Source organism: Flavobacterium sp. GW823-FHT06G12, assembly GCF_058794775.1.
The window spans coordinates 555652-579246 of sequence record NZ_JBXAHE010000002.1 but is presented as its reverse complement, the minus strand read 5'-3'; the positions used below and the strand labels follow the sequence as shown (position 1 = coordinate 579246).

The window sequence follows — 23595 nt, the reverse complement described above, 5'->3', positions numbered from 1 at the left end:
AATAAAAGTATGAAAAAGCTAATTATAGGAGCAGCAATTTTATTTGTACAAATGTCTTTTGGTCAAGTTACCAAAGAGTTAGGAGATTTTGATACCGTAAAAGTATTTGATAAATTAAGTGTAAAATTAGTTCCAGGTTCTGAAAATAAAATTGTAATAAAAGGAACAAGAGAAGCAGAATTAGAAGCTGTTAATAAGAATGGTATTTTAAAATTGAGAATGCCATTTCCAAAACTTTTGTCAGGAAATGATCTTGAAGTAACTTTGTATTATAAACATTTAGAATTAATTGATGTCAATGAAGGAGCAACTGTAACAAGCAGTGACGTAATCAAAGCAACTTCATTTAAAGTAAGTGCACAAGAAGGTGGAGTTATAAATGTTGATTTAGATGTTGATAAACTAAAAGTAAGCTCAGTATCAGGAGGTTCGATCACATTAACTGGTAAAGCAGCAAATCAGGATGCAAGTTTAGGAGCTGGAGGATATTTACTAGCAAGTAAATTGAATACGTCTCAGACTACTGTAAGCGTTTCTGCGGGCGGAAAAGCTGATGTTAATGCTTCTACCCTTGTCGATGCAAAAGTAAGCGCAGGAGGCTCTATTTACATTTATGGAAAACCAAAACAAATAAATCAGAAAACAGTTTTTGGTGGTAAAATCGAAGAAGTAAAATAACACGAGATATTTGATGATAAATGATATTCTGGCTGGACTGCCATGGGGACTTGTTCTTAGTTTTATGGTTGGCCCAGTATTTTTTGTTTTATTAGAAACCAGTATTACAAAAGGTTTTAGATCTGCAATTGTTTTCGATTTAGGCGTAGTATTAGGCGATATTTTCTTTATTGCTATTGCTTATTTAGGAAGTTACAGATTGATTTCAAGTTTAAAAGACGATCCAGCTCTTTTTATTTTTGGAGGGATAATTATGCTTTCTTATGGAATTATTTCTTTTGTAAAACTAAAAAAAGAAGAAAAAATAAACGACGAAGAAATTGACCGTGATATTTTAAAAAGAAACTACGCAAGTTTGTTTGTAAAAGGGTTTTTATTGAACGTTATTAACATTGGAGTCTTAGGATTCTGGTTAGCAGTAATTATTTCTGTTGGACCAAAACTAGAAATGCAGACTCCTAGAATGATGACTTTTTTTGCCGCTGTAATCATCACTTATTTATTAATTGATTGTGCTAAAATTTTATTAGCCAAACAATTAAAATCAAAAATGACTCCAACTAATATTCTTAAAATCAAAAAAGGAATTAGCGTTGTTTTAATGGTTTTCGGATTTGCATTAGTAGTTCAAGGTTGGTTTCCAAAAGAAAAAGAAATGGTTAAAAATGCCTTCGAAAGAATAGAGAAGAAGTAGTTGTTAATAACTCAAAAATATAAAATTAAACCTCTGAATTTCAGAGGTTTTTTTATGTTTATAACTGTTAGTTTAGAACTTTGACAAAGTTTCAAACTTTGACAAAGTTGACAACAGTTTATCATTTCGACGAAGGAGAAATCTCCGCAAGTAACTCCGTAACAATTATTCAATCTTTGTAGAGCTTCTCGTGGAGATTTCTCCTTCGTCGAAATGACAAGATTGTGTATAATCTTCATAGAGTAACAAACCCGACAGGTTTTTAAAACCTGTCGGGTTTACTTGTAAAATTTAAAAATTAAACACAAAAAAACTTCAAATTGCTTTGAAAGGTTTTGAGGCATCGTCCGGATTCGAACAGTATATTTTTAATTAATTTTTTCTAAAAATTAAACATAAAAAAACCTTCAAATTGCTTTGAAGGTTTTGAGGCATCGTCCGGATTCGAACAGTATATTTTTAATTAATTTTTTCTAAAAATTAAACATAAAAAAACCTCTAAATTGCTTTAGAGGTTTTAGAGGCATCGTCCGGATTCGAACCGGAGTAGGAGCTTTTGCAGAGCCCAGCCTAGCCGCTCGGCCACGACGCCATTACTTGAACGGTTGGCAAAAGTAACTAAAATCTTTAAATTTCAAAAGTTTCATAGTAACTATTTTAAAATTTTAGGAATTTAATTTTAAAAATTACTTTCTAATTTCCGTCATTTTTATAGTAACTGACTCAACATCACCACCAATAGGCGGATTTATTTTAGAAACCCAAACTGTTGTTTTTTCTACCATTTCTATCTCTGCCAGTACACGAATATTGATTCTTTTGGCCACATGTTCTAATAAATGCGAACGAATTGCCATTTCTTCTGTCACAATTTTGTTCAAATGTACGTAGTCAACAGTGTCTAAAAGATGGTCTGTTTCTGCCGATTTCTGTAAATTGGTTTTAATTTTTAGATCTACAGTGTAATCAGATCCAATTTTTCCTTCTTCAATTAAACATCCGTGGTAAGAAAAAGTACGGATATTTTTAAGTTTAATGACTCCCATTTTTATATTGTTTCTTGTTTCAAATTTCAGGTTTTACGCCAGTTAGATAACTTTAAATCTGAAAGCTGAAACCTTTTTTTTATCTTTGCTAAAATTACTATAAAATAATGGCATCAGAAGAGAAATCACTCAATTTTATTGAACAAATTATAGAGGAAGACGTAAAATCAGGTCTTTCAAATACTAAACTTCGCTTTCGTTTTCCACCAGAACCTAATGGTTATTTACACATTGGACACGCGAGTTCTATTGCGTTAAATTTTGGTTTAGGAATTGATTATCAATCTCCTGTGAATTTACGTTTTGATGATACAAACCCTGAAAAAGAAGAACAGGAATTTGTTGATGCTATTAAAAAAGATGTAGAATGGCTAGGTTACAAATGGGCTGAAGAATGTTATGCATCAGATTATTTCCAACAATTATACGATTGGGCAGTTTTCTTAATTAAGAAAGATAAAGCTTATGTTGATAGTCAGACTTCTGAAGAAATGGCGATCCAGAAAGGAACTCCAACAACTCCAGGAACTGATAGTCCGTACAGAAATCGTTCTGTTGAAGAAAATTTAGATTTATTCGAAAGAATGAAAAATGGTGAATTTGAGGCTGGTACGCATATTCTTCGTGCAAAAATTGACATGAAATCAACAAACATGTTAATGCGTGATCCGATCATGTACAGAATTTTACACAAACATCACCATAGAACTGGAGATGCCTGGAAAATCTATCCAATGTACGATTGGGCACACGGACAAAGTGATTATTTAGAACAAATTTCTCACTCATTTTGTACACTAGAATTCTTGCCTCACCGTGAATTATACGATTGGTTTTTAGATCAGATTTTAGATGAAAATAAACTGCGTCCAAAACAAAGAGAATTTGCAAGACGTAACTTATCACATACTGTTGTTAGTAAAAGAAAATTACAGCAACTAGTTAAAGAAAAGCATGTTAACGGTTGGGATGATCCAAGAATGTCAACCATTTCTGGATTAAGAAGACGTGGTTATACAGCAGCTTCTTTACGTAATTTTGCTAACACAATTGGTATTGCAAAACGTGATAATTTGATCAATGTATCGGTTTTAGAATTCTGTATTCGTGAAGATTTGAACAAAATTGCACCTCGTGTAATGGCTGTTTTAGATCCTGTAAAACTGGTAATTACCAATTATCCAGAAGGAAAAGAAGAGTGGTTAGAAGCTGAAAACAATCAGGAAGATGAAAATGCTGGTTTCAGAAAAGTACCTTTTTCTCGTGAATTATACATTGAAAGAGAAGACTTTTTAGAGGAAGCTCCAGCTAAGTTTTTCCGTTTGACTTTAGGAAAAGAAGTTCGTCTTAAAAATGCTTATATCATTAAAGGTGAATCAGTTGTAAAAGATGAAAATGGAAATATTACAGAAATTCATGTAACGTATGATACGGATTCTTTAAGCGGAAGCGGAACTGAAGCTAGCCAAAGAAAAGTTTCTGGAACATTACATTGGGTTTCTATCAAACATGCATTAGAAGCAGAAGTTCGTTTGTACGATCGTTTGTTTACAGATGAAGCTCCAGACAGTTATAAAGAGAAGAATTTCTTAGATTTTGTGAATCCAAATTCATTAGAAATTGTAACTGGATATGTTGAGCCAAGTTTATCAACAGCTCAAAATGAAGATAAATTTCAGTTTCAACGTTTAGGATATTTTACTGTTGATAAAGACTCAACTGCTTCAAAATTAGTATTTAACAAAACAGTTGGATTGAAAGATGCTTGGGAAGAAAAGGGTAAAAAAGAAGAAAACAGCATTAATAATTCTTTGAAAGATATCAACAAATATTTTAAAGTTGAGACTAAACCAGAAAGAATTGCAATTGAAAGTGCAATAGGGGAGAACATTAAAAATATCTCGACTTTTTCACTTTTACAGAATTCTTTAAAGAAGAATATCAACAATAATAAGGCTTCGCTGTTGTTTTCTCAGTTTATTTTGAAATATTCAAACTGGAAATCAACAGATTTTGAAGAAGAAGATATTAAGAAATTATATTCAATGTCTCTAAAAAGTGAATCGACTTATCTTAGATCAAAAGCACTTTTAAATTTAAGAGATATTGAGAGTGAAGATTTGAGAAATCAATTTTCAGATGAAATTTTGAAATTATATTCAAATCCACCAAAAAATGCTTCAGAAAGAGAAATTGAAATTCTCTCTGAAATGGTGAAGAAGTAATATCAACTAAATTTATGAAAAGCGCTTTTATAAGCGCTTTTTTTTATTATATAGATTAACTATTGAAATTAATAATTTTATAATTTTTATAGATTAAAAGTGACTTTCATAAATTGATTTTAACGGAAAATAAAATTATGTTGGATAAGGAATTCATTTTTTTAATTTTCTTCTATTTGGAAGCTTTATTTTAATTTTAGTCTTTTTTTAGGTTCAATTTTTGTTTTAAATCCGTAATAATAAATTTTAATTATTTAAAATATATAATTTTAATATTTTGTCTATTATTAATAAAATCTATCAAATTTAGTATTTTTATTTATTTTATAGATTAAAATTAACTTTCATAATTTAATTTTAAGAGCGAATAAAAAATAGTTGAATAGAGAAGATCTTTTTCTACTTTTCATTCATTAAAACTCTTTATTTTAATTTATTACTTTTTTGCTTCCAGTTTTCTTTTAAAAAAACTTAAATTAAGGTTTTTTCTTATTTTTTAATTTTTTGACTTCAATTTTTATAATTATAAGTTTTGATTATTATTATAGTTTAAAATTTAGTTTATAATTATTATTTATAAAAATTACTATAAAATTTAAAACTATAGTTTTTTATTATTTTTAAAGCTCTTGATTTTAATTTTATATATATAAATTTTTATTATTGATTTTTCAGAACTTTAGTTTTTAATTATTATTTATAAAAATGATTAAAAATGTAAAAATAATAGTTTTTATAGATTAATTTTAACCTTCATAAATTAATTTTAAGACGTTTTTTAAACGTGTTTGATAGATAACTCATTTTTTTAATAATTGTTTATTTAGAAGCTTTATTTTAGTTTTTACTGTTATTTTAGTCAGTTTAACGGGTTGTTAACACACAATTGTTTATAAAACTGCTATTTTTAACTCAATACCAAAAGTCAGAGATGATTTTTGTAAAAAATTAAAATTTGCCGAAAAGAATCTAAGTTGAAATTTATTGTTTTTAGAAACTCGTAATTTTTATAGCAATAAGTTTTCAAAACTGATTTCCTAAAAAGACAATTTTATGTTCTCATTTTTATTATGATGTAGTTTTGATAATATTTCCCGTAAAAAATATTTTTTCAAATTGTGTCATAATGTACAAAATTCCATAATGTTGAATTTGAGTGAAAGTTTAGTTTTTAAATTTCAGGTCTGACAATTTTTAATTTAAATCTAATTATCATGAAAATTTTATATTTCACACTAGCATTATTATTTGCAAATGTTGCAATTTCTCAAACTCATCAAATTACAAAACACAACGGAGAACAACTTGATGTAAATTTTATTAAATCTGAAAATGGTTTTGTTTACTATTCTTTAAACGGAAGTTCTGAAGAAATCAAAATCAGTAAATATGCAGTTTCATCTATTACAAATAAAGAAACAAAACAAACTCAAAAAGTTTCTGATAAAATAGTAGTTGATTCAAAAGACGATTACAAAATGGTAACTGTTCTTCCGCAAGAAAAAACAATAGGACTGAAACAAGCAGCGAGTTTTACAGGTGTCTCAACAAGGACAAAAGGAGAACCGCCAATTGCAAATCAGAACCAGACTGCTATGAGAATCAAATCTAAATCGGCTTCAAATGGTTATCCTTTTGTTAGCATTGTTGAAAAAGCAGATGGTAAGTACGAAGCTGTAGCTTATGTGTATTAATAAGATTGTTAATTTTTTGTAAATTGCAATTAATCAAAGTTTTATCATTTTAAAAAAGAGTATCTTTATTAATAATTTTAAATTGTAACTATCATGTCTAAGAATTTAAATACAGCAGCAGCAATTTTGGCTGCAGCGGCTGCAGGAGCGGCAATCGGAATTTTATTTGCTCCCGATAAAGGATCAAAAACAAGAGCAAAAATTAAGGAAGGTATCGATGATGCTAAACATAATCTGAAAGATTCTTTTGATGCCAGCTCTGAAGTTCTTCGTGAAAAATTTACGAGTGCTACTCATAATCTTGACGGAACTTTGAATGAGTTACTTTCTAATGTCAGCCATAAAACAGAAGAAGTAATTACTTTTTTAGAAACTAAATTGGCTGAGTTAAAAGCACAAAACGCTAAACTTCAGAAATAATATTTTTATAAAGCACATTACTTGCTTATTTTTATAAGAAAGTTTTGTGCTTTTTTTTATCTAAAATTTTAAATATGGCTTTTGAAGAATTAAAAGAAAACACTGAAAAAGTTCAGGATCAAGCTAAAGAATACATTGAAAGTCATTTAGCTTATTACAAACTTTGGGGTTTTAAGGTTGCAATGAAGTCAACAACTTTAATCTTTAAGTTTACTTTGATTTTATTGTGTTTCAGTATGGTGATGATTTTTGGATCTTTCGCCGCAGCGTATGCTTTTGGTTCTCTGTTTGAAAGTAATGCTCTCGGATTTTTGACGGTAGGAGGAATCTATTTGGTAATAACTATTTTGCTTTTCTTTATAAAAGACAAATTTGTTGAAGGACCAATTTTGGAGAAATTTTCAGAAATCTTTTTTAATGATTAATTATGGAAAGAAAAAAATACTCTTCGTATGCTGAGATTGAAAGAGATCTAGAAATTTTGAAATTAGAAAAAGAAATCAATTATCAGAAATTGGTTTTGAGTTTTCAGAAAACTAAGGAAAGTATCACTCCACAAAATATTGTAAATGGTTTCATTTCATCTTACACAGATTACTTTTCAAATTCTTATGTAAAAATTATCCAGACCATTTTACCGTATGTAATAGGTTGGTTCATAAATAGAAAAAGAGGCGATTAAGCCTCTTTTTTATTTTATAATTATTGTTGAACATCTGGTTGAACATCATCTTCATAACCAGATTGTCTGTGAGTTGGTTTTGGTTTTTCCACTTTTTTATTGTTTTTCTTCATCATTTCTCCAACTTGATTTGAAGCTGAGAATGAAGCAACCATATTGTTTAACATATCACTTCCGGCTTGTGGAGAATTCGGAAGAAGAATTAAGTTTGAGTTTGTATCAGATCCAATAGATTGTAAAGTGTCATAATGTTGTGTAACTACAATAAGGGCAGAAGCTTCTTGCGAATTAATTCCAACTTGGTTCAAAACTTCAACACTTTCTACAAGACCTCTTGCAATTTCACGACGTTGGTCTGCAATACCTTGACCTTGTAAGCGTTTGCTTTCTGCTTCAGCTTTTGCTTTTGCAACGATTCTAATTCTTGAACTTTCAGCTTCAAATTCAGCTGCAGTTTTTTCTCTATCAGCTGCGTTGATTCTGTTCATTGCATTTTTTACTTGAATGTCCGGATCAATATCAGTAACCAAAGTATTGATGATATCATATCCGTAAGTAGACATTGCCTCGTTCAATTCACGTTTTACTGCCACTGCAATATCATCTTTTCTTTCAAAAACATCATCCAATTTTAGTTTCGGAACTTCGGCACGAACTACGTCAAATACATAAGAAGTAATTTGATCATGCGGATATTCTAATTTATAAAATGCTTCATACACTTTATCTTGAATCACTTTGAACTGAACTGAAACTTTCATTTTGATGAAAACGTTGTCTCTAGTTTTAGTTTCGATGATAACATCTAGTTGCTGAATTTTAAGATTTACTCTTCCGGCCAATCTATCAACCATCGGAATTTTAAGCTGTAATCCTGAATTTCTTACACTTTGGAATTTTCCAAATCGTTCGATAATTACGGAGGATTGTTGTTTCACAGTAAAGAACGACGACATGAAAATGAAGAATGCCAATACTAAAAAGATAATAAATGCTGTACTCATGGTTATTTAGTTTAATTTATGAATTTCGGTAAATTACGAAAATTCTTCTAAAAAGGAATTATCAAATATTAAAAAAACGCTAAGAACATTTGGTCGATGTTTCTTAGCGTTTCTATTTTTAAATGAAATTTTAATTATAAAGTTTCAATCGCTTTCTGAATTCTAGAAATAGTTTCTTCTTTTCCAATGATTTCAACAATGTCAAATAGGTGAGGACCTTTAAGTGCTCCAACCAAACTTAGACGGAAAGGTTGCATAACTTTACCCATTCCGATTTCGTTTTTGGTTAACCAATCTTTCACGATTGTTTCAATATTTGCAGAAGTAAAATCTTCTATATTTTCTAAAACAGAAATCAGTTCCTGCATTAAAGTTGGAGTTTCTTCTTTCCAATTTTTACTTGCTTTCTCATCATAAGATGTTGGCGCTTGGAAAAAGAAATCTGTCAGATCCCAGAATTCTGAAACAAAGTTTGCTCTTTCTTTAATCAAAGAAACGATTCTAGTTAGATCATATTTAGAAACATCAATACCTTTTTCTACCAAAATAGGAGAGAAGGTTTTTGCTAAATCAGCATCATTTTGTTTTACTAAATATTGGTGGTTGAACCATTTGTTTTTCTCTGGATCAAATTTAGCTCCAGCTTTGTGAACTCTATTTAAGTCAAAAGATTGAGCTAGCTCTTCTAGAGAAAATAGTTCTTTGTCAGTTCCATCGTTCCATCCTAACAAAGCAAGAAAGTTTACAACAGCTTCCGGGAAAAACCCTTTTTCTCTATAACCAGATGAAACACCTTCTTCAGTTTTCCATTCTAATGGAAATACTGGGAAACCCATTTTGTCTCCGTCTCTTTTTGATAATTTACCATTTCCAACTGGTTTTAAAATTAAAGGTAAATGAGCAAATTCTGGAGCTTCCCAACCAAATGCTTTGTATAATAAAACGTGAAGTGGCATAGATGGCAACCATTCTTCACCACGAATTACATGTGAAGTTTCCATCAAATGATCATCAACAATATTGGCTAAATGATACGTTGGCATTCCGTCACTTTTGAAAAGAACTTTATCATCCAAAAGATTAGTTTCAAACTTCACATCACCACGAATGATGTCTTTCAAATGTAAAGTTTCATTAACCGGAGTTTTAAAACGGATTACATAATGTTCTCCATTTGCAATTCTTTTAGCAACTTCATCAGAAGAAATTACTAAAGAAGTATCTAACTTTTCACGATTGTGGTGATTGTAAATAAATGTTTTTCCTTCAGCTTCGTGCTGTTTTCTATGTGCATCCAAAGCTTCAGGAGTATCAAAAGCATAATATGCCCAACCAGAATTGATCAACTGATCTGCATATTGTTGGTATAAATCTTTACGTTCGCTTTGTCTGTATGGTCCAAATTTTTCATTTTTCCCAACCGTTTCTTCAGGAGCAATTCCTAACCATTCAAGAGCTTCCATAATGTAAGCCTCTGCACCTGGAACAAAACGTGTCTGATCTGTATCTTCAATTCTCAGATAAAAAACACCGTTATGTTTCTTTGCAAATAAATAATTAAATAGGGCAGTACGAACTCCGCCAATATGTAACGGTCCAGTAGGACTTGGTGCAAAACGCACACGAACTTGCTTTGACATTTGTTTAAAATTTTGTTGCAAAGATACGACTCTGAATTAGAAAATTAGGTAATGAGAAAATTTGATAATTCATCGTGTTAAGCTTAATTGACTAATTTTCTAATTGATCATTATCTAATTAATAATTATTACTTTTATAGGTTATAATTAAAACAGATTTATTTTGAAAACATCATCTGCAATATATCAAAAGTTAGAGGCTTTCATTAAGAAATATTATACCAATGAACTGATAAAAGGGATATTACTTTTTACTGGTTTTGGTTTATTATATTTTCTATTTACGCTTTTTGTAGAGTACTTTCTTTGGTTAAAACCATTAGGAAGAACTTTTCTATTTTGGTTATTCGTCGGAGTTGAAGTTTTCCTTTTAGTCCGTTTAATTCTTTTTCCTTTGTTCAAGTTGTTCAAACTTCAAAAGGGAATTGATTATAGTCAGGCTTCTAAAATTATTGGAAATCATTTTACAGAAGTGAGTGATAAGCTTACTAACTTTTTGCAATTGTCTTCTGAGAATAATTCCGAAAGTTCAGAATTAGTTTTAGCTTCAATTGAGCAAAAAGCAAATTCACTGCAGCCGATTCCTTTTGGAAATGCAATCAATTTTAAAGCAAATAAAAAATATTTACCATTGGCTTTAATACCAATTTTGCTTTTTGCAGTATTTTATATTTCTGGAAATAGTAATGTAATTTCTCAAAGTTTGAATAGAGTTGTGCATTTCAATTCTGCATTTTTACCACCAGCTCCATTTAAGTTTGTGGTTTTGAATTCGAATTTACAAGCTGAACAGAATAAAGATTTCGTTATCAGAATGGAATCTGTTGGAAATGTAGTTCCAGAAAATGTTACGATTCATATTGGAAATGAAAGCTATTTTATGGAATCTTCTCAACCTGGAAAGTTTGAATTTAAAGTGGAGAAACCAGCAGAGAATATTCAATTTTCTTTTGAAGGAAATTCAGTTGTTTCAGAAGAATACGAATTGAAAGTAATCACAGTTCCATCAATTGCCAACTTCGAAATGGTTCTAAATTTCCCTTCTTATTTGAAGAAAAAATCAGAAACAATTCAAGGAACAGGAAACGCAATTGTACCAGAAGGAACAACGGTAACCTGGAAAATGAACACCAAATCTACCCAAGAAATTGAATGGAAAAGAGAGAACGAAGTATTTAAGTTCAATAAGGTTGAAAATGACTTTAAATTGAGTAAAAATATTAGTCAAAACACAGAATATCAAATTCTTACGTCTAATAGTAAGGTTAAAAACTACGAGAAATTAGACTATCAGCTGTCTGTAATCAAAGATCAGTATCCAACCATTAATGTGGGGCCTGCGCCAGACAGTTTGAAGCTAGATAAGAACTATATTTTAGGAAGATTGGGTGATGATTATGGACTTTCGAAATTACAAATTGTATACTACGAACGCAACAAACCACAATCTGCCAAGCGTGGAAATATTCCTGTGAAGTCTGGAGTATTCGATCAGTTTGTTTTTAATTTTCCAAGCAACCTTCCAGTAGAAGAAGGAGTGTCTTACGAATACTATTTTGAAGTTTTTGATAACGATGCACCACACGGTTTTAAGTCTACAAAGTCTTCTACGTTTTCAGATCGTGTAGCTACAACAGATGAAATTCAAGATCAAGAATTACAACAACAGAATAATAATATCAATAGTTTATCTAAATCTTTAAAGAACCAAACGAAGCAGATTTCAGAAATGGATAAGCTTCAGAATACAGGAAAAGAGAAAGATAATTTAGAATTTAAAGATCAGCAGAAGATCAATGATTTTATCAAACGTCAGAAACAACAAGACGAAATGATGAAACAGTTTTCTGAAAAAATGAATCAGAATCTAGATAAGTTTAAAGATGATAAGAAAGATAAAACTGCTGAAGATTTACAGAAGCGTTTAGATAATGCACAGAAAGATTTAGAAAAGAATCAGAAATTATTAGACGAATTGAAGAACTTAAACGATAAATTAAACAGTGAAGAGCTGTTTGATAAGATGGAAAAGTTCAAGCAAATTAGTAAAAACCAATCTCGTAATTTAGAGCAATTGGTTGAGTTGACCAAGCGTTTTTATGTTTCTAAGAAAGCTGAACAGGTTGCTGAAAAACTAAATAAACTGTCAGAACAGCAGGAACAGTTATCTAATAAAGAGAAAGAAAATACAAAAGAGAAACAGGATGAAATCAATAAATCTTTTGATAAAATTCAGGAAGATTTAAAAGATTTGAAAGAGGAAAATAAGACATTAAAGAAACCTTTAGATATTCCGTCTGATGCTTCAAAAGAGAAAGATGTAGATAATGATCTTAATAAAGCTTCTGAAGAATTGAGTAAAAAGAATACTTCTGGGGCTAAGCCAAAACAGAAAAGTGCTGCGAAGAAAATGAAGTCTATGGCTCAGGAAATGCAGAGCGAAATGGAAGGTGGAGAACAAGAACAATTAGAAGAAGATGTAGCAATGCTTCGTCAGATTCTGGATAATCTTTTGGCTTATTCTTTATCACAAGAAGATGTAATGAAACAGTTCAAAGCAATGAAATTGGGCTCCTCTACATTTACAAAAAACATCAAGATTCAGCAGAATTTAAAACAGCAGTTTAGACATGTTGATGATAGTTTGTTTGCACTTTCATTACGTAACCCAAAGGTAGCAGAAGACGTAACTAAAGAAATTGGAAATGTACAATACAACATGGACAAGACAATTGAAACTCTAACTGATGTACAGATTCCAAGAGGAGTTTCACATCAGCAATATGCAGTTTCATCTGCTAATAAGCTAGCCGATTTCTTAAGCGATTTATTGAATAATATGCAGATGTCTATGTCTAAACCGGGAGCAGGGAAACCTAAACCAGGTGACGGACAAGGAATGCAATTGCCAGATATTATTCAGAAACAAAAAGGACTTGCTGATAAGATGAAAGAAGGTATGAAACCTGGACAGCAATCAGGAGATAAACCTGGAGAAGGAAAAGATGGAAAATCTGGGCAAGGACAAAATGGGCAGGGAAAAGATGGTCAGGGTAAAGAAGGGCAAGGTAACAAAAGTGGAGATAAAGGTTCTTCGGGTAAAGATGGAAAGAATGGAAAGGGAGAGAAGAACGGTAATGAAGGAGAAGATGGAGAAGGAGATGCTGAAGCTATAATGGAGATTTATAAAGAGCAAGTTAAACTTCGTGAGGCTCTTCAAAAAGAATTAGCAAAGAAAGGTTTAGACTCTCAAGGTAAATCTGTAATAGACCAAATGAAACAATCTGAAAAGCAGATTTTGAATAAGGGTTTTAAGAATGAGAACTTGCAACGTATATTAAATATTCAGCAAGAATTGTGGAAATTGAATAACGCAGTTCAGCAACAAGGTCAAGATACACAAAGACAATCTGAAACTAATAAGGCTGAATTTACTAATCGTTCTAATGCTTTACCAAGTTCGCTATTGGAATATTTAAACAGTGTAGAGATATTAAACAGACAATCACTACCTTTGCGCTCGAATTTTAATCAAAAAGTTCAAGAATACTTTAATACAAAATGATAAATTTTAATTACGAAACAGATTTTACTTTAGGAGACGAGCAGGCTTTTAGTGACTGGCTTAGTGCTGTAATTGTTTCTGAAAATAAGAACGAAGGAGAAATCAATTATATATTTTGTGATGATGAGTATCTTCATAAAATCAATGTAGAATATTTAGATCACGACACTTTAACTGATATAATTAGTTTTGATTATTCAGTTGGTAACGAGTTAAATGGAGATATTTTTGTTTCTGTAGAGCGCGTTGCAGACAATGCAAAAGACTTTAATGTTTCATTTGCTGAAGAACTTAAAAGAGTGCTATCTCATGGTATACTGCATTACTGTGGATACAAAGATAAGTCAGACGAAGAAGCTCAATTAATGAGACAGAAGGAAGAAGAGAAAATGAAGATGTTTCACGTGGAACAGTAATTAAACATCTTTTTAATATATATGTTCCACGTGAAACGTTTTGATTTTTAAAATTTTCATAACGTTCCACGTGAAACATATCCGAAGAAAATAAAAGAATTTTGTAGCGTTCCACGTGGAACGTTTAGGTGAAGAATTCGAATAGAATATTAAATCGTTCCACGTGGAACGATTTTTTGAGTTTGAATTTAAAAGAAAAAGAATAAGATGTTTTACGTGGAACATGATTTTGAATTGTCCTTTGGAAGTTTAGAATGGAAGTTTAGAAATGTTTCACGTGAAACATTTATTATAAAGATTCTGTTTCGGAGTTCTGATTTGAAAGTTCTGATTTGAAAGTTCTGATTTGAAAGTTCTGATTTGAAAGTTCTGATTTGAAAGTTCTGATTTGAAAGTTCTGATTTGAAAGTTCTGATTTGGAAGTTCTGATTTGGAAGTTCTGATTTGGAAGTTCTGATTTGGAAGTTCTGTTTGGAAGTTCTGTTTGGAAGTTCTGTTTGGAAGTTCTGTTTGGAAGTTCTGTTTGAAGAAAATAAGAAAATGTTCCACGTGAAACGTTTTTATTTGTTTTTTCTGAATTTGAAGATATCAGTTTGCAGGTTTCAGTTTGAACTTGAAACTTGAGACAAAAATAAAAGTTCCACGTGGAACAAGAAAAATATAAATGTAATTCTAGAAACCGCGTTAGCGGTTTTTGGAGAATAATAAAACAAAATGTTTTTAGAAGAATACGATGTTATTGTGGTTGGTGCAGGCCATGCTGGTTCTGAAGCTGCGGCTGCGGCTGCAAATTTGGGATCGAAAACTTTATTGGTTACAATGAGTTTGCAAAACATAGCACAGATGTCTTGTAATCCTGCGATGGGTGGAATTGCAAAAGGACAGATCGTTCGTGAAATTGATGCGCTTGGTGGATATTCTGGAATTGTTTCTGATAAGACTGCGATTCAGTTCAAGATGTTGAACAAGTCAAAAGGACCTGCAATGTGGTCGCCAAGAGTTCAAAGTGATAGAATGCGTTTTGCAGAAGAATGGAGAATGATGTTGGAGGCAACTCCAAATCTTGATTTTTATCAAGAGATGGTAAAAGGGTTGATAATCGAAGATGGAAAGATAAAAGGAATTAGAACTTCACTTGGTGTGGAGATTCGTTCCAAATCTGTGGTTTTGACGAATGGTACTTTTTTGAATGGTTTAATTCATATCGGAGAAAAACAATTCGGAGGAGGTAGAGCAGGAGAAAGTGCTGCAACTGGAATTACCGAAGATTTGATCAAAGCAGGTTTTGAAGCTGGAAGAATGAAAACAGGAACACCACCTCGAGTAGATGGACGTTCTTTAGATTATTCTAAAATGAATGAAGAAAAAGGAGATGCTAAGCCAGCCAAGTTTTCTTATTCAGATGTGACTTCTCCGTTAACGCATCAGCGTTCTTGTTACATGACGTATACGTCTTTGAATGTTCATGATATTTTGAGAGAAGGTTTTGATCGTTCTCCAATGTTCAACGGAAGAATCAAAAGTTTAGGACCAAGATATTGTCCATCGATTGAAGATAAAATAAATCGTTTTGCGGATAAAGAACGTCACCAATTATTTGTTGAGCCAGAAGGATGGAATACTTGCGAAGTTTACGTAAACGGATTTTCAACTTCACTTCCAGAAGATATTCAATTCAAAGCGCTTCGTTCAGTTGCAGGTTTTGAGAATGTGAAATTTTTTAGACCAGGTTATGCAATCGAATATGATTTCTTTCCACCGACACAATTGAAACATACTTTGGAAACAAAGTTAGTTGAAGGTTTATATTTCGCTGGGCAAATCAATGGAACAACCGGATATGAAGAAGCAGCTTCTCAAGGTTTGATGGCTGGAATAAATGCACACTTGAAAGTACACGAAAAGGATCCATTGATTTTAAAACGTGATGAAGCTTACATCGGAGTTCTAATTGATGACTTGATTACGAAAGGAACGGAAGAACCTTATCGAATGTTTACATCAAGAGCAGAGTATAGAACTTTGTTGCGTCAAGATAATGCCGATTTCAGATTGACTCCAATGTCATACGAAATTGGTTTAGCTTCTGAAGATCGTTTACGAAGAATGGAAAAGAAATTAAATGAATCTGAAAAGATGGTTCAATTCTTTAAAGAGACTAGTGTTACGATTGCAGAAACAAATCCTATTTTGGAAGCAAAAGAATCAGCACCAATTTCTCAAGGAGATAAAATGTTTAAGATTTTTTCTCGTCCACAAATTGAATTAGAAGATATGTTGAAATTTGAAAAGGTTGAAGCATATATCAAAGAAAATGATTTGGATGAAGAAATTGTAGAACAAGCCGTAATTCAGGTTAAATATTCTGGTTATATCGAAAAAGAAAGAAATAATGCAGATAAATTAAATCGTTTGGAAGAAGTGAAAATTCCAGACAATTTTGATTATAATAAAATCAAGTCGATGTCTATTGAAGCAAAACAGAAATTAAGCAAGATTCGTCCTGTAACTATTTCACAAGCTTCAAGAATTAGCGGAGTGTCACCAAGTGATATTTCCGTGCTTTTGATTTATATGGGAAGGTAAAAAAGTTTGCATTCCCAGTTTTCAGTTTTTACTAAGACTGTAAACTGGGACTGAAAACTTTTAAATGTTCCACGTGAAACTATAATGCTTTTAGTTTTTTATTTCAGAATCGAGAATAAATCTAGAATTTAAAGTCTTAAATCTAAAATTGTTTCTGTTCCACGTGAAACCTTTTACTGAAACAAGAATGATTTTTTTGAAATAATTTGAATTATTAGCTGTTTCAGATGGAAAGAAAATCAAATTTGAAAAGGATATTAATTTGCAAAGAGGCTGAATAAAGTAGATTTGCAATTGTATTGAATTATCAATTTTGAAGAAATCAAAAAGAGTTTAGAAGAATAAAAGAAAAAAATAAAAATCCTAAAAGCGATAAAATTTCGTTTTTAGGATTTGCTATAAATTAAACCCAAATATCTATAAATTTAAAAAATGAACGTTTTAAACAAAAAACACTTTCTTACGGTAAAAGACCATTCTGTTTCAAAAGAAATTTTTGATTTGTATTACGATGAAGAATTAGATATGCTAATTACTTCTCCGCAGCCCGAACTTCAAAATTTAGGCAAATACTACGAAAGCGAAGATTATATTTCGCATACAGATAACAAACGTTCGTTATTTGAAAAAGCATATCACTTTGTAAAAAATATTGCACTTCAAAACAAATTGAAGTTGATTAATAGCCAGCAACCACAAAAAGGAAAAATTTTGGATATTGGTGCTGGAACCGGAGATTTTCTTTTAACTGCAAAAAATGACGGTTGGGAAACCATTGGAGTTGAACCAAGCGATCGAGCAAAAAATATTGCTAAAGAAAAAGGAATTTCATTTGTAGAAGAAACTAGCACTTTAGAAAGTAATTCTTTAGATGTAATTACAATGTGGCACGTTTTAGAACACGTTCCAAATTTAGAACGCCAGATTCAAGAATTGAAGCGTTTATTAAAACCAACTGGAACTTTAATTATTGCGGTTCCAAACTATAAATCGTTCGATGCGGGTCATTATGAAACTTTTTGGGCTGCGTATGATGTGCCGATTCACTTTTGGCATTTTTCAAAAAAATCAATTCAAGTGCTTTTTGAAAGAGTTGATATGAAATTGGAAAAAATCCTTCCAATGAAGTTTGATTCGTTTTACGTGAGCCTTTTGTCCGAAAAATACAAAACAGGAAAGATGAATTATATTAAAGCTTTTTTCGTTGGTTTGAAATCAAATTTGAAAGCAAAAAACACAAATGAATATTCATCGCATATTTATGTTCTAAAGAACAAATAGAGTTCAAAATAATAAACAAAAGCTATTTCTTAAAAACATGAAGAAATAGCTTTTTTGATTTAAAAAAATGATAAAAAACAATGGTTTTCATGCTATAAAGTTGAATTATTGGTATTATTTTTTCGATAAATAAAAACAATATCATAAAATTTGCGCATTTTTTAAACTTTATGCTGATGCTATTGATTTTTTTATATTTTTGTCTTCAATACTTAAAAAAATAGAATTTAAAAAAATGAAAAAAGCATTAGTTATTATCGCACTTTCAGTTTTCGCAGTTTCTTGTAATAAAACAGCAGAGGTAAAGGAAGTAAAAACAGCTTACGTGGATACTTCGGTTTTAATGAAAGAATACACTGAGGCAAAAGATTTAGAGGCAAAGTACAAAGCTCAAGCGGAAGAAAAAGGTAGACAATTACAAGCTGAGATTTCACGTTTTAAACAAGACGCTGCTAATTTTCAAAGCCAGGCACAAGCAAACGGTCAAGCTTGGGCACAGCAAAGAGGAGCTGAATTGCAAAAAAGAGAGCAGCAATTAGGTTATGCACAACAAGCATTAGCACAACAATTACAACAAGAAAGTGGTGTTGAAATGGATTCTCTTGTTAGTGGAGTTAAAAAATTCATTAAAGACTACGGAAAGAAAAATGGTTACTCTTACATCTACGGAACAGGAGATGCTGCATCAATTTTGTATGCTGAAGAGAAATACGATATCACAAAAGATATTGTAAAAGCATTAAACGACAAATACAAAGCAGAGCCTAAAGCAGATGCAAAACCAGCAGCTGAAACAAAAGAAGGCGAAGCAAAAAAATAAAAACTACCAAACTAACTAAATTACTGAAAACCTAAATCCACTGCGATTTAGGTTTTTTCTTTTTATAAAAATGCGGTAATTTTATTTTTTTAATACAAGCCCAATGCAGAACGTTTCAGAAGCGGCAGCTTATACTTTACAATTCATCAATCAGACTCAAAAATCTATTTTCCTTACGGGGAAAGCAGGTACTGGAAAAACTACGCTTTTGCGAGAAATCATCGCGACAACGCATAAAAATACTGTGGTCGTTGCACCAACCGGAATCGCAGCTTTGAATGCCGGAGGAGTAACAATCCATTCCATGTTTCAACTTCCATTTTCTGCTTTTATTCCGTCGTACGAAGCGAGCGCACAATTTACGGAAACGGTAAAGTTTGAAAACAAGGAATCACTTCGTCGTCATTTTAAAATGAATAATGTCAAGCGAAATGTAATCAAAAACATGGAGCTTTTGGTTATTGATGAAGTGAGTATGATGCGTGCCGATTTGTTGGACGCGGTTGATTTTATGATGCAGACGGTTCGAAGAAATACACAGCCTTTTGGCGGAGTCCAGGTTTTGTTTATTGGAGATTTGCTGCAATTGCCGCCGGTTATTCGTGATGAAGAATGGCGAACGCTGAAAAATTATTACCGAGGGAAATTCTTTTTTCATTCTCATGTTCTCCAAACGTATCCGCCAATTTATATTGAATTGTCAAAAATCTATCGCCAGACAGACGATGCTTTTATCTCGGTTTTGAACAATTTGCGCAATAATCAGATTACACCAGAGGACATAGCTGTTCTAAATCAGTATGTTAAGCCAGATTTTGACTTCAAAGAGAACAAAGGATATATTACACTTACAACACATAATGCCAAAGCAGATTCTATCAACTCACAGTCAATCAATGATTTAGATGGTAAAGAATATGTGTATACGCCATTTGTGGTGGGAGATTTTCCAGAAAAGATATTTCCTGTCGAGGAAGAACTTAAATTAAAAGTGGGCGCACAGATCATGTTCGTCAAAAATGATTTGTCTTTTGAAAAAAGATATTTCAACGGAAAGATGGGCGTAATCAAATCGCTTTCTGACGAGGAAATCTTTGTTCACTTTCCAGAAGAGAATATGACACTTGAAGTTGAAAAGTACGAATGGAAAAATATCCGCTATAAAGTCAACGAACAAACCAAAGATATCGAAGAAGAGGTTTTGGGAACTTTTGCGCATTACCCAATCAAGTTGGCTTGGGCTATTACGGTGCACAAAAGCCAAGGTTTAACTTTTGACAAAGCAGCGCTCGATGTATCGCAAGTTTTTCTTCCTGGGCAGGCCTATGTAGCACTTTCGCGTTTGCGTTCGTTAAACGGGCTTATTTTGCTTTCTCCGATGCAGATGAATGGCATTTCGAACGATCAAGATGTGATGGATTACGCTTTGAATAGAGCGACAGAAGAGACTTTGGAGAAAGCACTTCACTTTGAAACCAAAAATTTTATTCATAACTATTTGATAAACAGTTTTAATTGGGGAGAATTGGCGCAAGAATGGCGAAATCATCGTTTTAGTTATAACGAAAATGCTGCTGGCTCCGAAAAAACGAAACATGCAGTTTGGGCACACAAGCGCATGGAAATTATGGAGCAGCTTTTAGATCCTTCGCAGAAATTCATTTCGCAACTCAATAAAATTTTCATCAAAGAAACAGCCGATTTGTTTTTTGTGAAAGAAAGGGTAGATGCGGCCTACGATTATTTCTTCAAACAAATGGATAAGTTGGTCGATGATCTAATCTACAAAATGGCTGAAATTCAAAAATTTAAAAAAGTTAAAGAGTTCTATGAAGAACTTAATTTTTTAGAAGATCTTCAAACAAAAGCCGTTTTACGATTGATGAAAGCGAAGTTATTGATCGAAGTGGTTGTTGCCGGCGAAGAAATCAGTAAAGAAAAGCTGACGTCGCCAAATATTAAAAATTACAAAACGAACAAAGCGGAAAGAATAAGAGAAGAGCTGAAAACGACAAATACAGACATTTTTAGAACCGAAGAGCCCGTTGCTCGATACAAATCAGCTAAGACCGAGAAAAACGAGCTTAAAACGGCTAAAAAAACGACAGTCGAAGAAACGTACGATTTGTGGATGGATAAAAATTCAGTGGAAGATATTGCAAGAATGCGTAAATTGAATGTTCAAACTATCGAAGGGCATTTGATACGACTTATTCAAACGAAGAAAATCGAAATTACAGATGTTTTGTCCTATGATAAAATTTTGGCCTTGCGAGAAGCATTTCAGTTTTATCAAGAAGAATCTTTGAGTCCTTTGAAAGAAAAATATGGAGATGAATTTACTTGGGACGAATTAAAAATGTTCAAAGCGAGCATAAATTGAATTTAGAGCGTCCTACGTGAAACACTGTTTTTCTGTTTTTCAAAAATCTAATTTCTAACGCATTAAATTATTTTTGACATGAAAACATTTAAAATATTGCTAGCAATTTTGGTGTTTAATTCTTCGTTTTTGATTGCTCAGGATTTGAAACCAGAATACCAGAAATTTATTTCGAAGTTTATTTTTGAAGTGAAAAGTAACGATAAAGAAGCAATTGCAAAGCGAATAAAATTTCCGTTCAAGCGAGAGTATCCAATTGCGTCAGTTAAAGACAAAGCAGATATTGTAAAAAGATATAATCAAATTTTTGATAAAGTTTTGATTGAAAAAATAACAAAATCTGATCCTGCAAAAGATTGGTCAGAAGTAGGATGGAGGGGAATTATGCTCAATCAAGGAGATTTGTGGATCGATACAGATGGAAGAATCATTAGTATCAATCATCAATCTGATGAAGAACTGAAAATTAAAAATTCGCTGATTGCAGCACAGAAGAAAAATGTAAATGTTTCAATTTCAAATTTTAAAGAGCCCGTTGCAATTCTGGAGACTTCAAAATTCAGAATCAGAATTGATGATTTAGGAAGTAATAATTTTCGTTACGTTTCTTGGGGAATCAAAAACAAAATGACTGACAAACCCGATTTGGTAATTGAAAACGGAGTTTTCTATGCAGACGGAACAGGAGGAAATCATTATTTTGATTTTAAAAAAGGCAATTTCAAGTATAGATGTTATTTTATTGTTTTGGGTCAGAAAGATTCGCCACCTGCAGTGTTGACGGTTTATCAGTCCGGAAAAGAAATTCTATCGCAAGACGCAAAAATTGTTTCACGATAAACAAAAAGCCCGATTCGTTTAGAAATCGGGCTTTTATATTAAATGACGAAAATTGTTTTGTCAAGTTCTTGGTAATCTACTGTTTGTTTAGAATCATGGATTTAGTAGGTAATATTTGCGTCGCCAAAGTAGGACATACAATTCTATCTATTAAATCTTGCTATGGCGCCAAAAATAATTTCATCTGTTTATTGCCAGATAATGTTATTGTTGAAATGAAAAACTCTCCAGATTGTCCACAGGTGCTGTTTAGCAGAATAAAAAATAGAATGGTAAGCGTCTAATTTTTCATAGGTTCCATTTTTTAATCCTCAAGTATCAATAATACTTGAGGATTTTAGATATAGGCTATTGTTTTATCATCAAATATTTGCCGCCTTTTATAACTGCAGGCTTTGGTTTTGGCTGACCCTCCTTAACTGCCATTGGTCCCGTATACCAAATTTCTGCAATAATTGCAGGTTTTCCATTGACAGTAGTTTTTCTTATATCAATTTCTCCTACTTGAGGAGACAGTTCATCACTAAAACCTAGTCTAAGGCGTTTTTCATCTGTTGAGCAATCATCGCAGCCTAATACAGTTCCTGTTAAAATTCTTGTGCCACTTATATTATTACTGTTGCTGGTCGAAGTTAATTTACTCAATGTATTCACTTTTTCAATTCCATTTTCAATCAACTGATATTCTCCAACAATTAAGTCTTCATAATAAGCGCCATTCATAGAAGTCTTTATATTTTTTTGCAGTTTTATTTTTAGGGATGTATTGCCATTGGTATATACGTAAGTGCCATCATACCCATTTAACACATTTTTTGTATCTTTGTAGTATGCGCCTTTTATGCCGACAAATCCTTCTTTTGGTGCTGTTATGTCTAATATCTGACTTTGTCCCGAACAGCTATTTAAAAAAATAAAAAATACTGCTAAAAAATTAATATAGTTTTTCATAATCATTTTATTATTGTTAAGTACAAGGTACAAGATTTGCTTTTTTTGTAGTTGGATTAAGTTCTAATTTGCTCCATTTAGTCAATAATGGATCTGCTTTATAAATAGTTATGCCAAAAGAACCAAATTGTTTGAGAAAACTTTCTTCTAAGGCTCCTGCACTTTCATCATATAGTATTGCCTGTGCATCGTGAATTTTTTTAATTTTTTCATCGTCTGATTTATTATTTAAATTTGGATTATTCCAGACTGAATTTACCTTACTGTCTAATAACGCAAAATCGTTAACTTTTATAGAATAAGTATTTACATTCCCGGCTTTATCTTTGGCGACCATTATACAAAAAACATCTTCTTTTCTGCTTGGAGATGCATCATTATAAGCATTTCTTAAAAATTTTACATCTCCAAAAGAAAACATTGCATAGCCATTTTTTGGGTGAGAATGTGCTCCACCAAATATATGAAGAGCCTGTTGATAATGGAACTGAAAATTCATCTAGTGATGATATCTGATTATACTCATACCTGTAAGTCCCATCTGGATTCATGCGTTTTTTTACTTCAACACCGTGTTCCAATCTATTGACAGAAGCCATTACTTTTCCCTTTAACCAATCAATACTAGGTTTCATATTTCCTGTTTTTGTAACGTCTATTAATGCTTTCA

Annotated in this window: 20 protein-coding genes and 1 tRNA gene; 14 read left to right on the top strand and 7 right to left on the bottom strand. The window is 31.9% G+C overall.

The annotated features are described in order from the left end of the window. Positions 1-9 precede the first annotated feature (9 nt). Entirely contained in the window at positions 10-678 is a 669-nt protein-coding gene (locus AC1Q5Z_RS09405; protein WP_286969909.1) for a head GIN domain-containing protein, read from the top strand. Between the two features lie 13 nt (positions 679-691). Further along, positions 692-1372 carry a LysE family translocator gene (locus tag AC1Q5Z_RS09400; RefSeq protein ID WP_198855069.1) on the top strand — a complete coding sequence of 227 codons (681 nt, stop codon included), beginning with the start codon at positions 692-694 and terminating at the stop codon, positions 1370-1372. 521 nt (positions 1373-1893) lie between these two features. Here the strand turns inward: AC1Q5Z_RS09400 and AC1Q5Z_RS09395 are convergent. After that, a tRNA-Cys gene (locus AC1Q5Z_RS09395) sits at positions 1894-1964 on the bottom strand. Between the two features lie 94 nt (positions 1965-2058). Beyond that, positions 2059-2418, bottom strand: coding sequence for a dihydroneopterin aldolase (folB, locus tag AC1Q5Z_RS09390; RefSeq protein WP_343588913.1), 360 nt, complete (start codon positions 2416-2418; stop codon positions 2059-2061). Between the two features lie 107 nt (positions 2419-2525). Between folB and AC1Q5Z_RS09385 the strand changes: the two genes are divergently transcribed. From AC1Q5Z_RS09385 to AC1Q5Z_RS09365, 5 genes are all read left to right on the top strand, one after another. Next, a complete protein-coding gene (locus AC1Q5Z_RS09385; RefSeq protein ID WP_492444492.1) occupies positions 2526-4643 on the top strand; it encodes a glutamine--tRNA ligase/YqeY domain fusion protein in 2118 nt (705 codons plus the stop codon). Between the two features lie 1214 nt (positions 4644-5857). Beyond that, positions 5858-6337, top strand: coding sequence for a hypothetical protein (locus AC1Q5Z_RS09380; protein WP_198855071.1), 480 nt, complete (start codon positions 5858-5860; stop codon positions 6335-6337). Positions 6338-6430: 93 nt separating this feature from the next. Continuing rightward, positions 6431-6757, top strand: a complete 327-nt coding sequence (locus AC1Q5Z_RS09375; protein ID WP_111378726.1) for a YtxH domain-containing protein — start codon at positions 6431-6433, stop codon at positions 6755-6757. 74 nt (positions 6758-6831) lie between these two features. Further along, positions 6832-7182 carry a competence protein gene (locus tag AC1Q5Z_RS09370; RefSeq protein WP_198855072.1) on the top strand — a complete coding sequence of 117 codons (351 nt, stop codon included), beginning with the start codon at positions 6832-6834 and terminating at the stop codon, positions 7180-7182. Between the two features lie 2 nt (positions 7183-7184). After that, positions 7185-7439: a DUF6327 family protein gene (locus AC1Q5Z_RS09365; RefSeq protein ID WP_111378724.1), complete on the top strand. Its 255-nt coding sequence runs from the start codon at positions 7185-7187 to the stop codon at positions 7437-7439. Positions 7440-7459: 20 nt separating this feature from the next. Here the strand turns inward: AC1Q5Z_RS09365 and AC1Q5Z_RS09360 are convergent, their stop codons facing one another. Beyond that, positions 7460-8443, bottom strand: a complete 984-nt coding sequence (locus tag AC1Q5Z_RS09360; RefSeq protein WP_343588915.1) for an SPFH domain-containing protein — start codon at positions 8441-8443, stop codon at positions 7460-7462. Between the two features lie 134 nt (positions 8444-8577). Beyond that, complete coding sequence (gene gltX / locus AC1Q5Z_RS09355) at positions 8578-10083, bottom strand: glutamate--tRNA ligase (protein ID WP_492444489.1); 1506 nt, start codon at positions 10081-10083, stop codon at positions 8578-8580. 163 nt (positions 10084-10246) lie between these two features. On the opposite strand from gltX, the gene AC1Q5Z_RS09350 reads away from it, so the two are divergent. Both AC1Q5Z_RS09350 and ybeY read left to right on the top strand, forming a co-directional pair. Then, positions 10247-13648: a hypothetical protein gene (locus tag AC1Q5Z_RS09350; protein WP_492444487.1), complete on the top strand. Its 3402-nt coding sequence runs from the start codon at positions 10247-10249 to the stop codon at positions 13646-13648. Beyond that, positions 13645-14064 (top strand): rRNA maturation RNase YbeY, encoded by a 420-nt coding sequence (gene ybeY / locus AC1Q5Z_RS09345; protein WP_179003067.1) that lies wholly within the window; start codon positions 13645-13647, stop codon positions 14062-14064. Before AC1Q5Z_RS09350 ends, ybeY begins: the two co-directional genes overlap by 4 nt. Positions 14065-14337: 273 nt before the next feature. Here the strand turns inward: ybeY and AC1Q5Z_RS09340 are convergent, their stop codons facing one another. Continuing rightward, complete coding sequence (locus AC1Q5Z_RS09340) at positions 14338-14613, bottom strand: hypothetical protein (RefSeq protein ID WP_492444486.1); 276 nt, start codon at positions 14611-14613, stop codon at positions 14338-14340. 165 nt (positions 14614-14778) lie between these two features. On the opposite strand from AC1Q5Z_RS09340, the gene mnmG reads away from it, so the two are divergent. The 5 genes from mnmG to AC1Q5Z_RS09315 all read left to right on the top strand — a co-directional run bounded on the left by mnmG (position 14779) and on the right by AC1Q5Z_RS09315 (position 21974). After that, complete coding sequence (gene mnmG, locus AC1Q5Z_RS09335) at positions 14779-16650, top strand: tRNA uridine-5-carboxymethylaminomethyl(34) synthesis enzyme MnmG (protein WP_111377752.1); 1872 nt, start codon at positions 14779-14781, stop codon at positions 16648-16650. A 432-nt stretch (positions 16651-17082) separates the two neighbouring features. Then, entirely contained in the window at positions 17083-17931 is an 849-nt protein-coding gene (locus tag AC1Q5Z_RS09330) for a class I SAM-dependent methyltransferase (RefSeq protein ID WP_492444485.1), read from the top strand. A gap of 235 nt (positions 17932-18166) precedes the next feature. After that, entirely contained in the window at positions 18167-18751 is a 585-nt protein-coding gene (locus AC1Q5Z_RS09325; protein WP_198855077.1) for an OmpH/Skp family outer membrane protein, read from the top strand. A gap of 103 nt (positions 18752-18854) precedes the next feature. After that, complete coding sequence (locus AC1Q5Z_RS09320; protein WP_492444483.1) at positions 18855-21134, top strand: helix-turn-helix domain-containing protein; 2280 nt, start codon at positions 18855-18857, stop codon at positions 21132-21134. A 78-nt stretch (positions 21135-21212) separates the two neighbouring features. Then, entirely contained in the window at positions 21213-21974 is a 762-nt protein-coding gene (locus tag AC1Q5Z_RS09315) for a hypothetical protein (RefSeq protein WP_492444481.1), read from the top strand. Positions 21975-22322: 348 nt separating this feature from the next. Here the strand turns inward: AC1Q5Z_RS09315 and AC1Q5Z_RS09310 are convergent, their stop codons facing one another. Both AC1Q5Z_RS09310 and AC1Q5Z_RS09305 read right to left on the bottom strand, forming a co-directional pair. Continuing rightward, positions 22323-22925 carry a DUF6705 family protein gene (locus AC1Q5Z_RS09310; protein ID WP_492444479.1) on the bottom strand — a complete coding sequence of 201 codons (603 nt, stop codon included), beginning with the start codon at positions 22923-22925 and terminating at the stop codon, positions 22323-22325. A gap of 16 nt (positions 22926-22941) precedes the next feature. Further along, on the bottom strand, positions 22942-23424 hold the full coding sequence (locus tag AC1Q5Z_RS09305) for a hypothetical protein (protein ID WP_492444478.1): 483 nt from the start codon (positions 23422-23424) through the stop codon (positions 22942-22944). Positions 23425-23595 lie beyond the last annotated feature (171 nt).

Bases quoted from the DNA above. Each gene is read 5' to 3' on its own strand.
- AC1Q5Z_RS09405 (WP_286969909.1), top strand. From the start codon at position 10: ATGAAAAAGCTAATTATAGGAGCAGCAATTTTATTTGTACAAATGTCT.
- AC1Q5Z_RS09400 (WP_198855069.1), top strand. From the start codon at position 692: ATGATAAATGATATTCTGGCTGGACTGCCATGGGGACTTGTTCTTAGT.
- folB (WP_343588913.1), bottom strand. From the start codon at position 2,418: ATGGGAGTCATTAAACTTAAAAATATCCGTACTTTTTCTTACCACGGA.
- AC1Q5Z_RS09385 (WP_492444492.1), top strand. From the start codon at position 2,526: ATGGCATCAGAAGAGAAATCACTCAATTTTATTGAACAAATTATAGAG.
- AC1Q5Z_RS09380 (WP_198855071.1), top strand. From the start codon at position 5,858: ATGAAAATTTTATATTTCACACTAGCATTATTATTTGCAAATGTTGCA.
- AC1Q5Z_RS09375 (WP_111378726.1), top strand. From the start codon at position 6,431: ATGTCTAAGAATTTAAATACAGCAGCAGCAATTTTGGCTGCAGCGGCT.
- AC1Q5Z_RS09370 (WP_198855072.1), top strand. From the start codon at position 6,832: ATGGCTTTTGAAGAATTAAAAGAAAACACTGAAAAAGTTCAGGATCAA.
- AC1Q5Z_RS09365 (WP_111378724.1), top strand. From the start codon at position 7,185: ATGGAAAGAAAAAAATACTCTTCGTATGCTGAGATTGAAAGAGATCTA.
- AC1Q5Z_RS09360 (WP_343588915.1), bottom strand. From the start codon at position 8,443: ATGAGTACAGCATTTATTATCTTTTTAGTATTGGCATTCTTCATTTTC.
- gltX (WP_492444489.1), bottom strand. From the start codon at position 10,083: ATGTCAAAGCAAGTTCGTGTGCGTTTTGCACCAAGTCCTACTGGACCG.
- ybeY (WP_179003067.1), top strand. From the start codon at position 13,645: ATGATAAATTTTAATTACGAAACAGATTTTACTTTAGGAGACGAGCAG.
- mnmG (WP_111377752.1), top strand. From the start codon at position 14,779: ATGTTTTTAGAAGAATACGATGTTATTGTGGTTGGTGCAGGCCATGCT.
- AC1Q5Z_RS09330 (WP_492444485.1), top strand. From the start codon at position 17,083: ATGAACGTTTTAAACAAAAAACACTTTCTTACGGTAAAAGACCATTCT.
- AC1Q5Z_RS09325 (WP_198855077.1), top strand. From the start codon at position 18,167: ATGAAAAAAGCATTAGTTATTATCGCACTTTCAGTTTTCGCAGTTTCT.
- AC1Q5Z_RS09320 (WP_492444483.1), top strand. From the start codon at position 18,855: ATGCAGAACGTTTCAGAAGCGGCAGCTTATACTTTACAATTCATCAAT.
- AC1Q5Z_RS09315 (WP_492444481.1), top strand. From the start codon at position 21,213: ATGAAAACATTTAAAATATTGCTAGCAATTTTGGTGTTTAATTCTTCG.
- AC1Q5Z_RS09310 (WP_492444479.1), bottom strand. From the start codon at position 22,925: ATGAAAAACTATATTAATTTTTTAGCAGTATTTTTTATTTTTTTAAAT.
- AC1Q5Z_RS09305 (WP_492444478.1), bottom strand. From the start codon at position 23,424: ATGAATTTTCAGTTCCATTATCAACAGGCTCTTCATATATTTGGTGGA.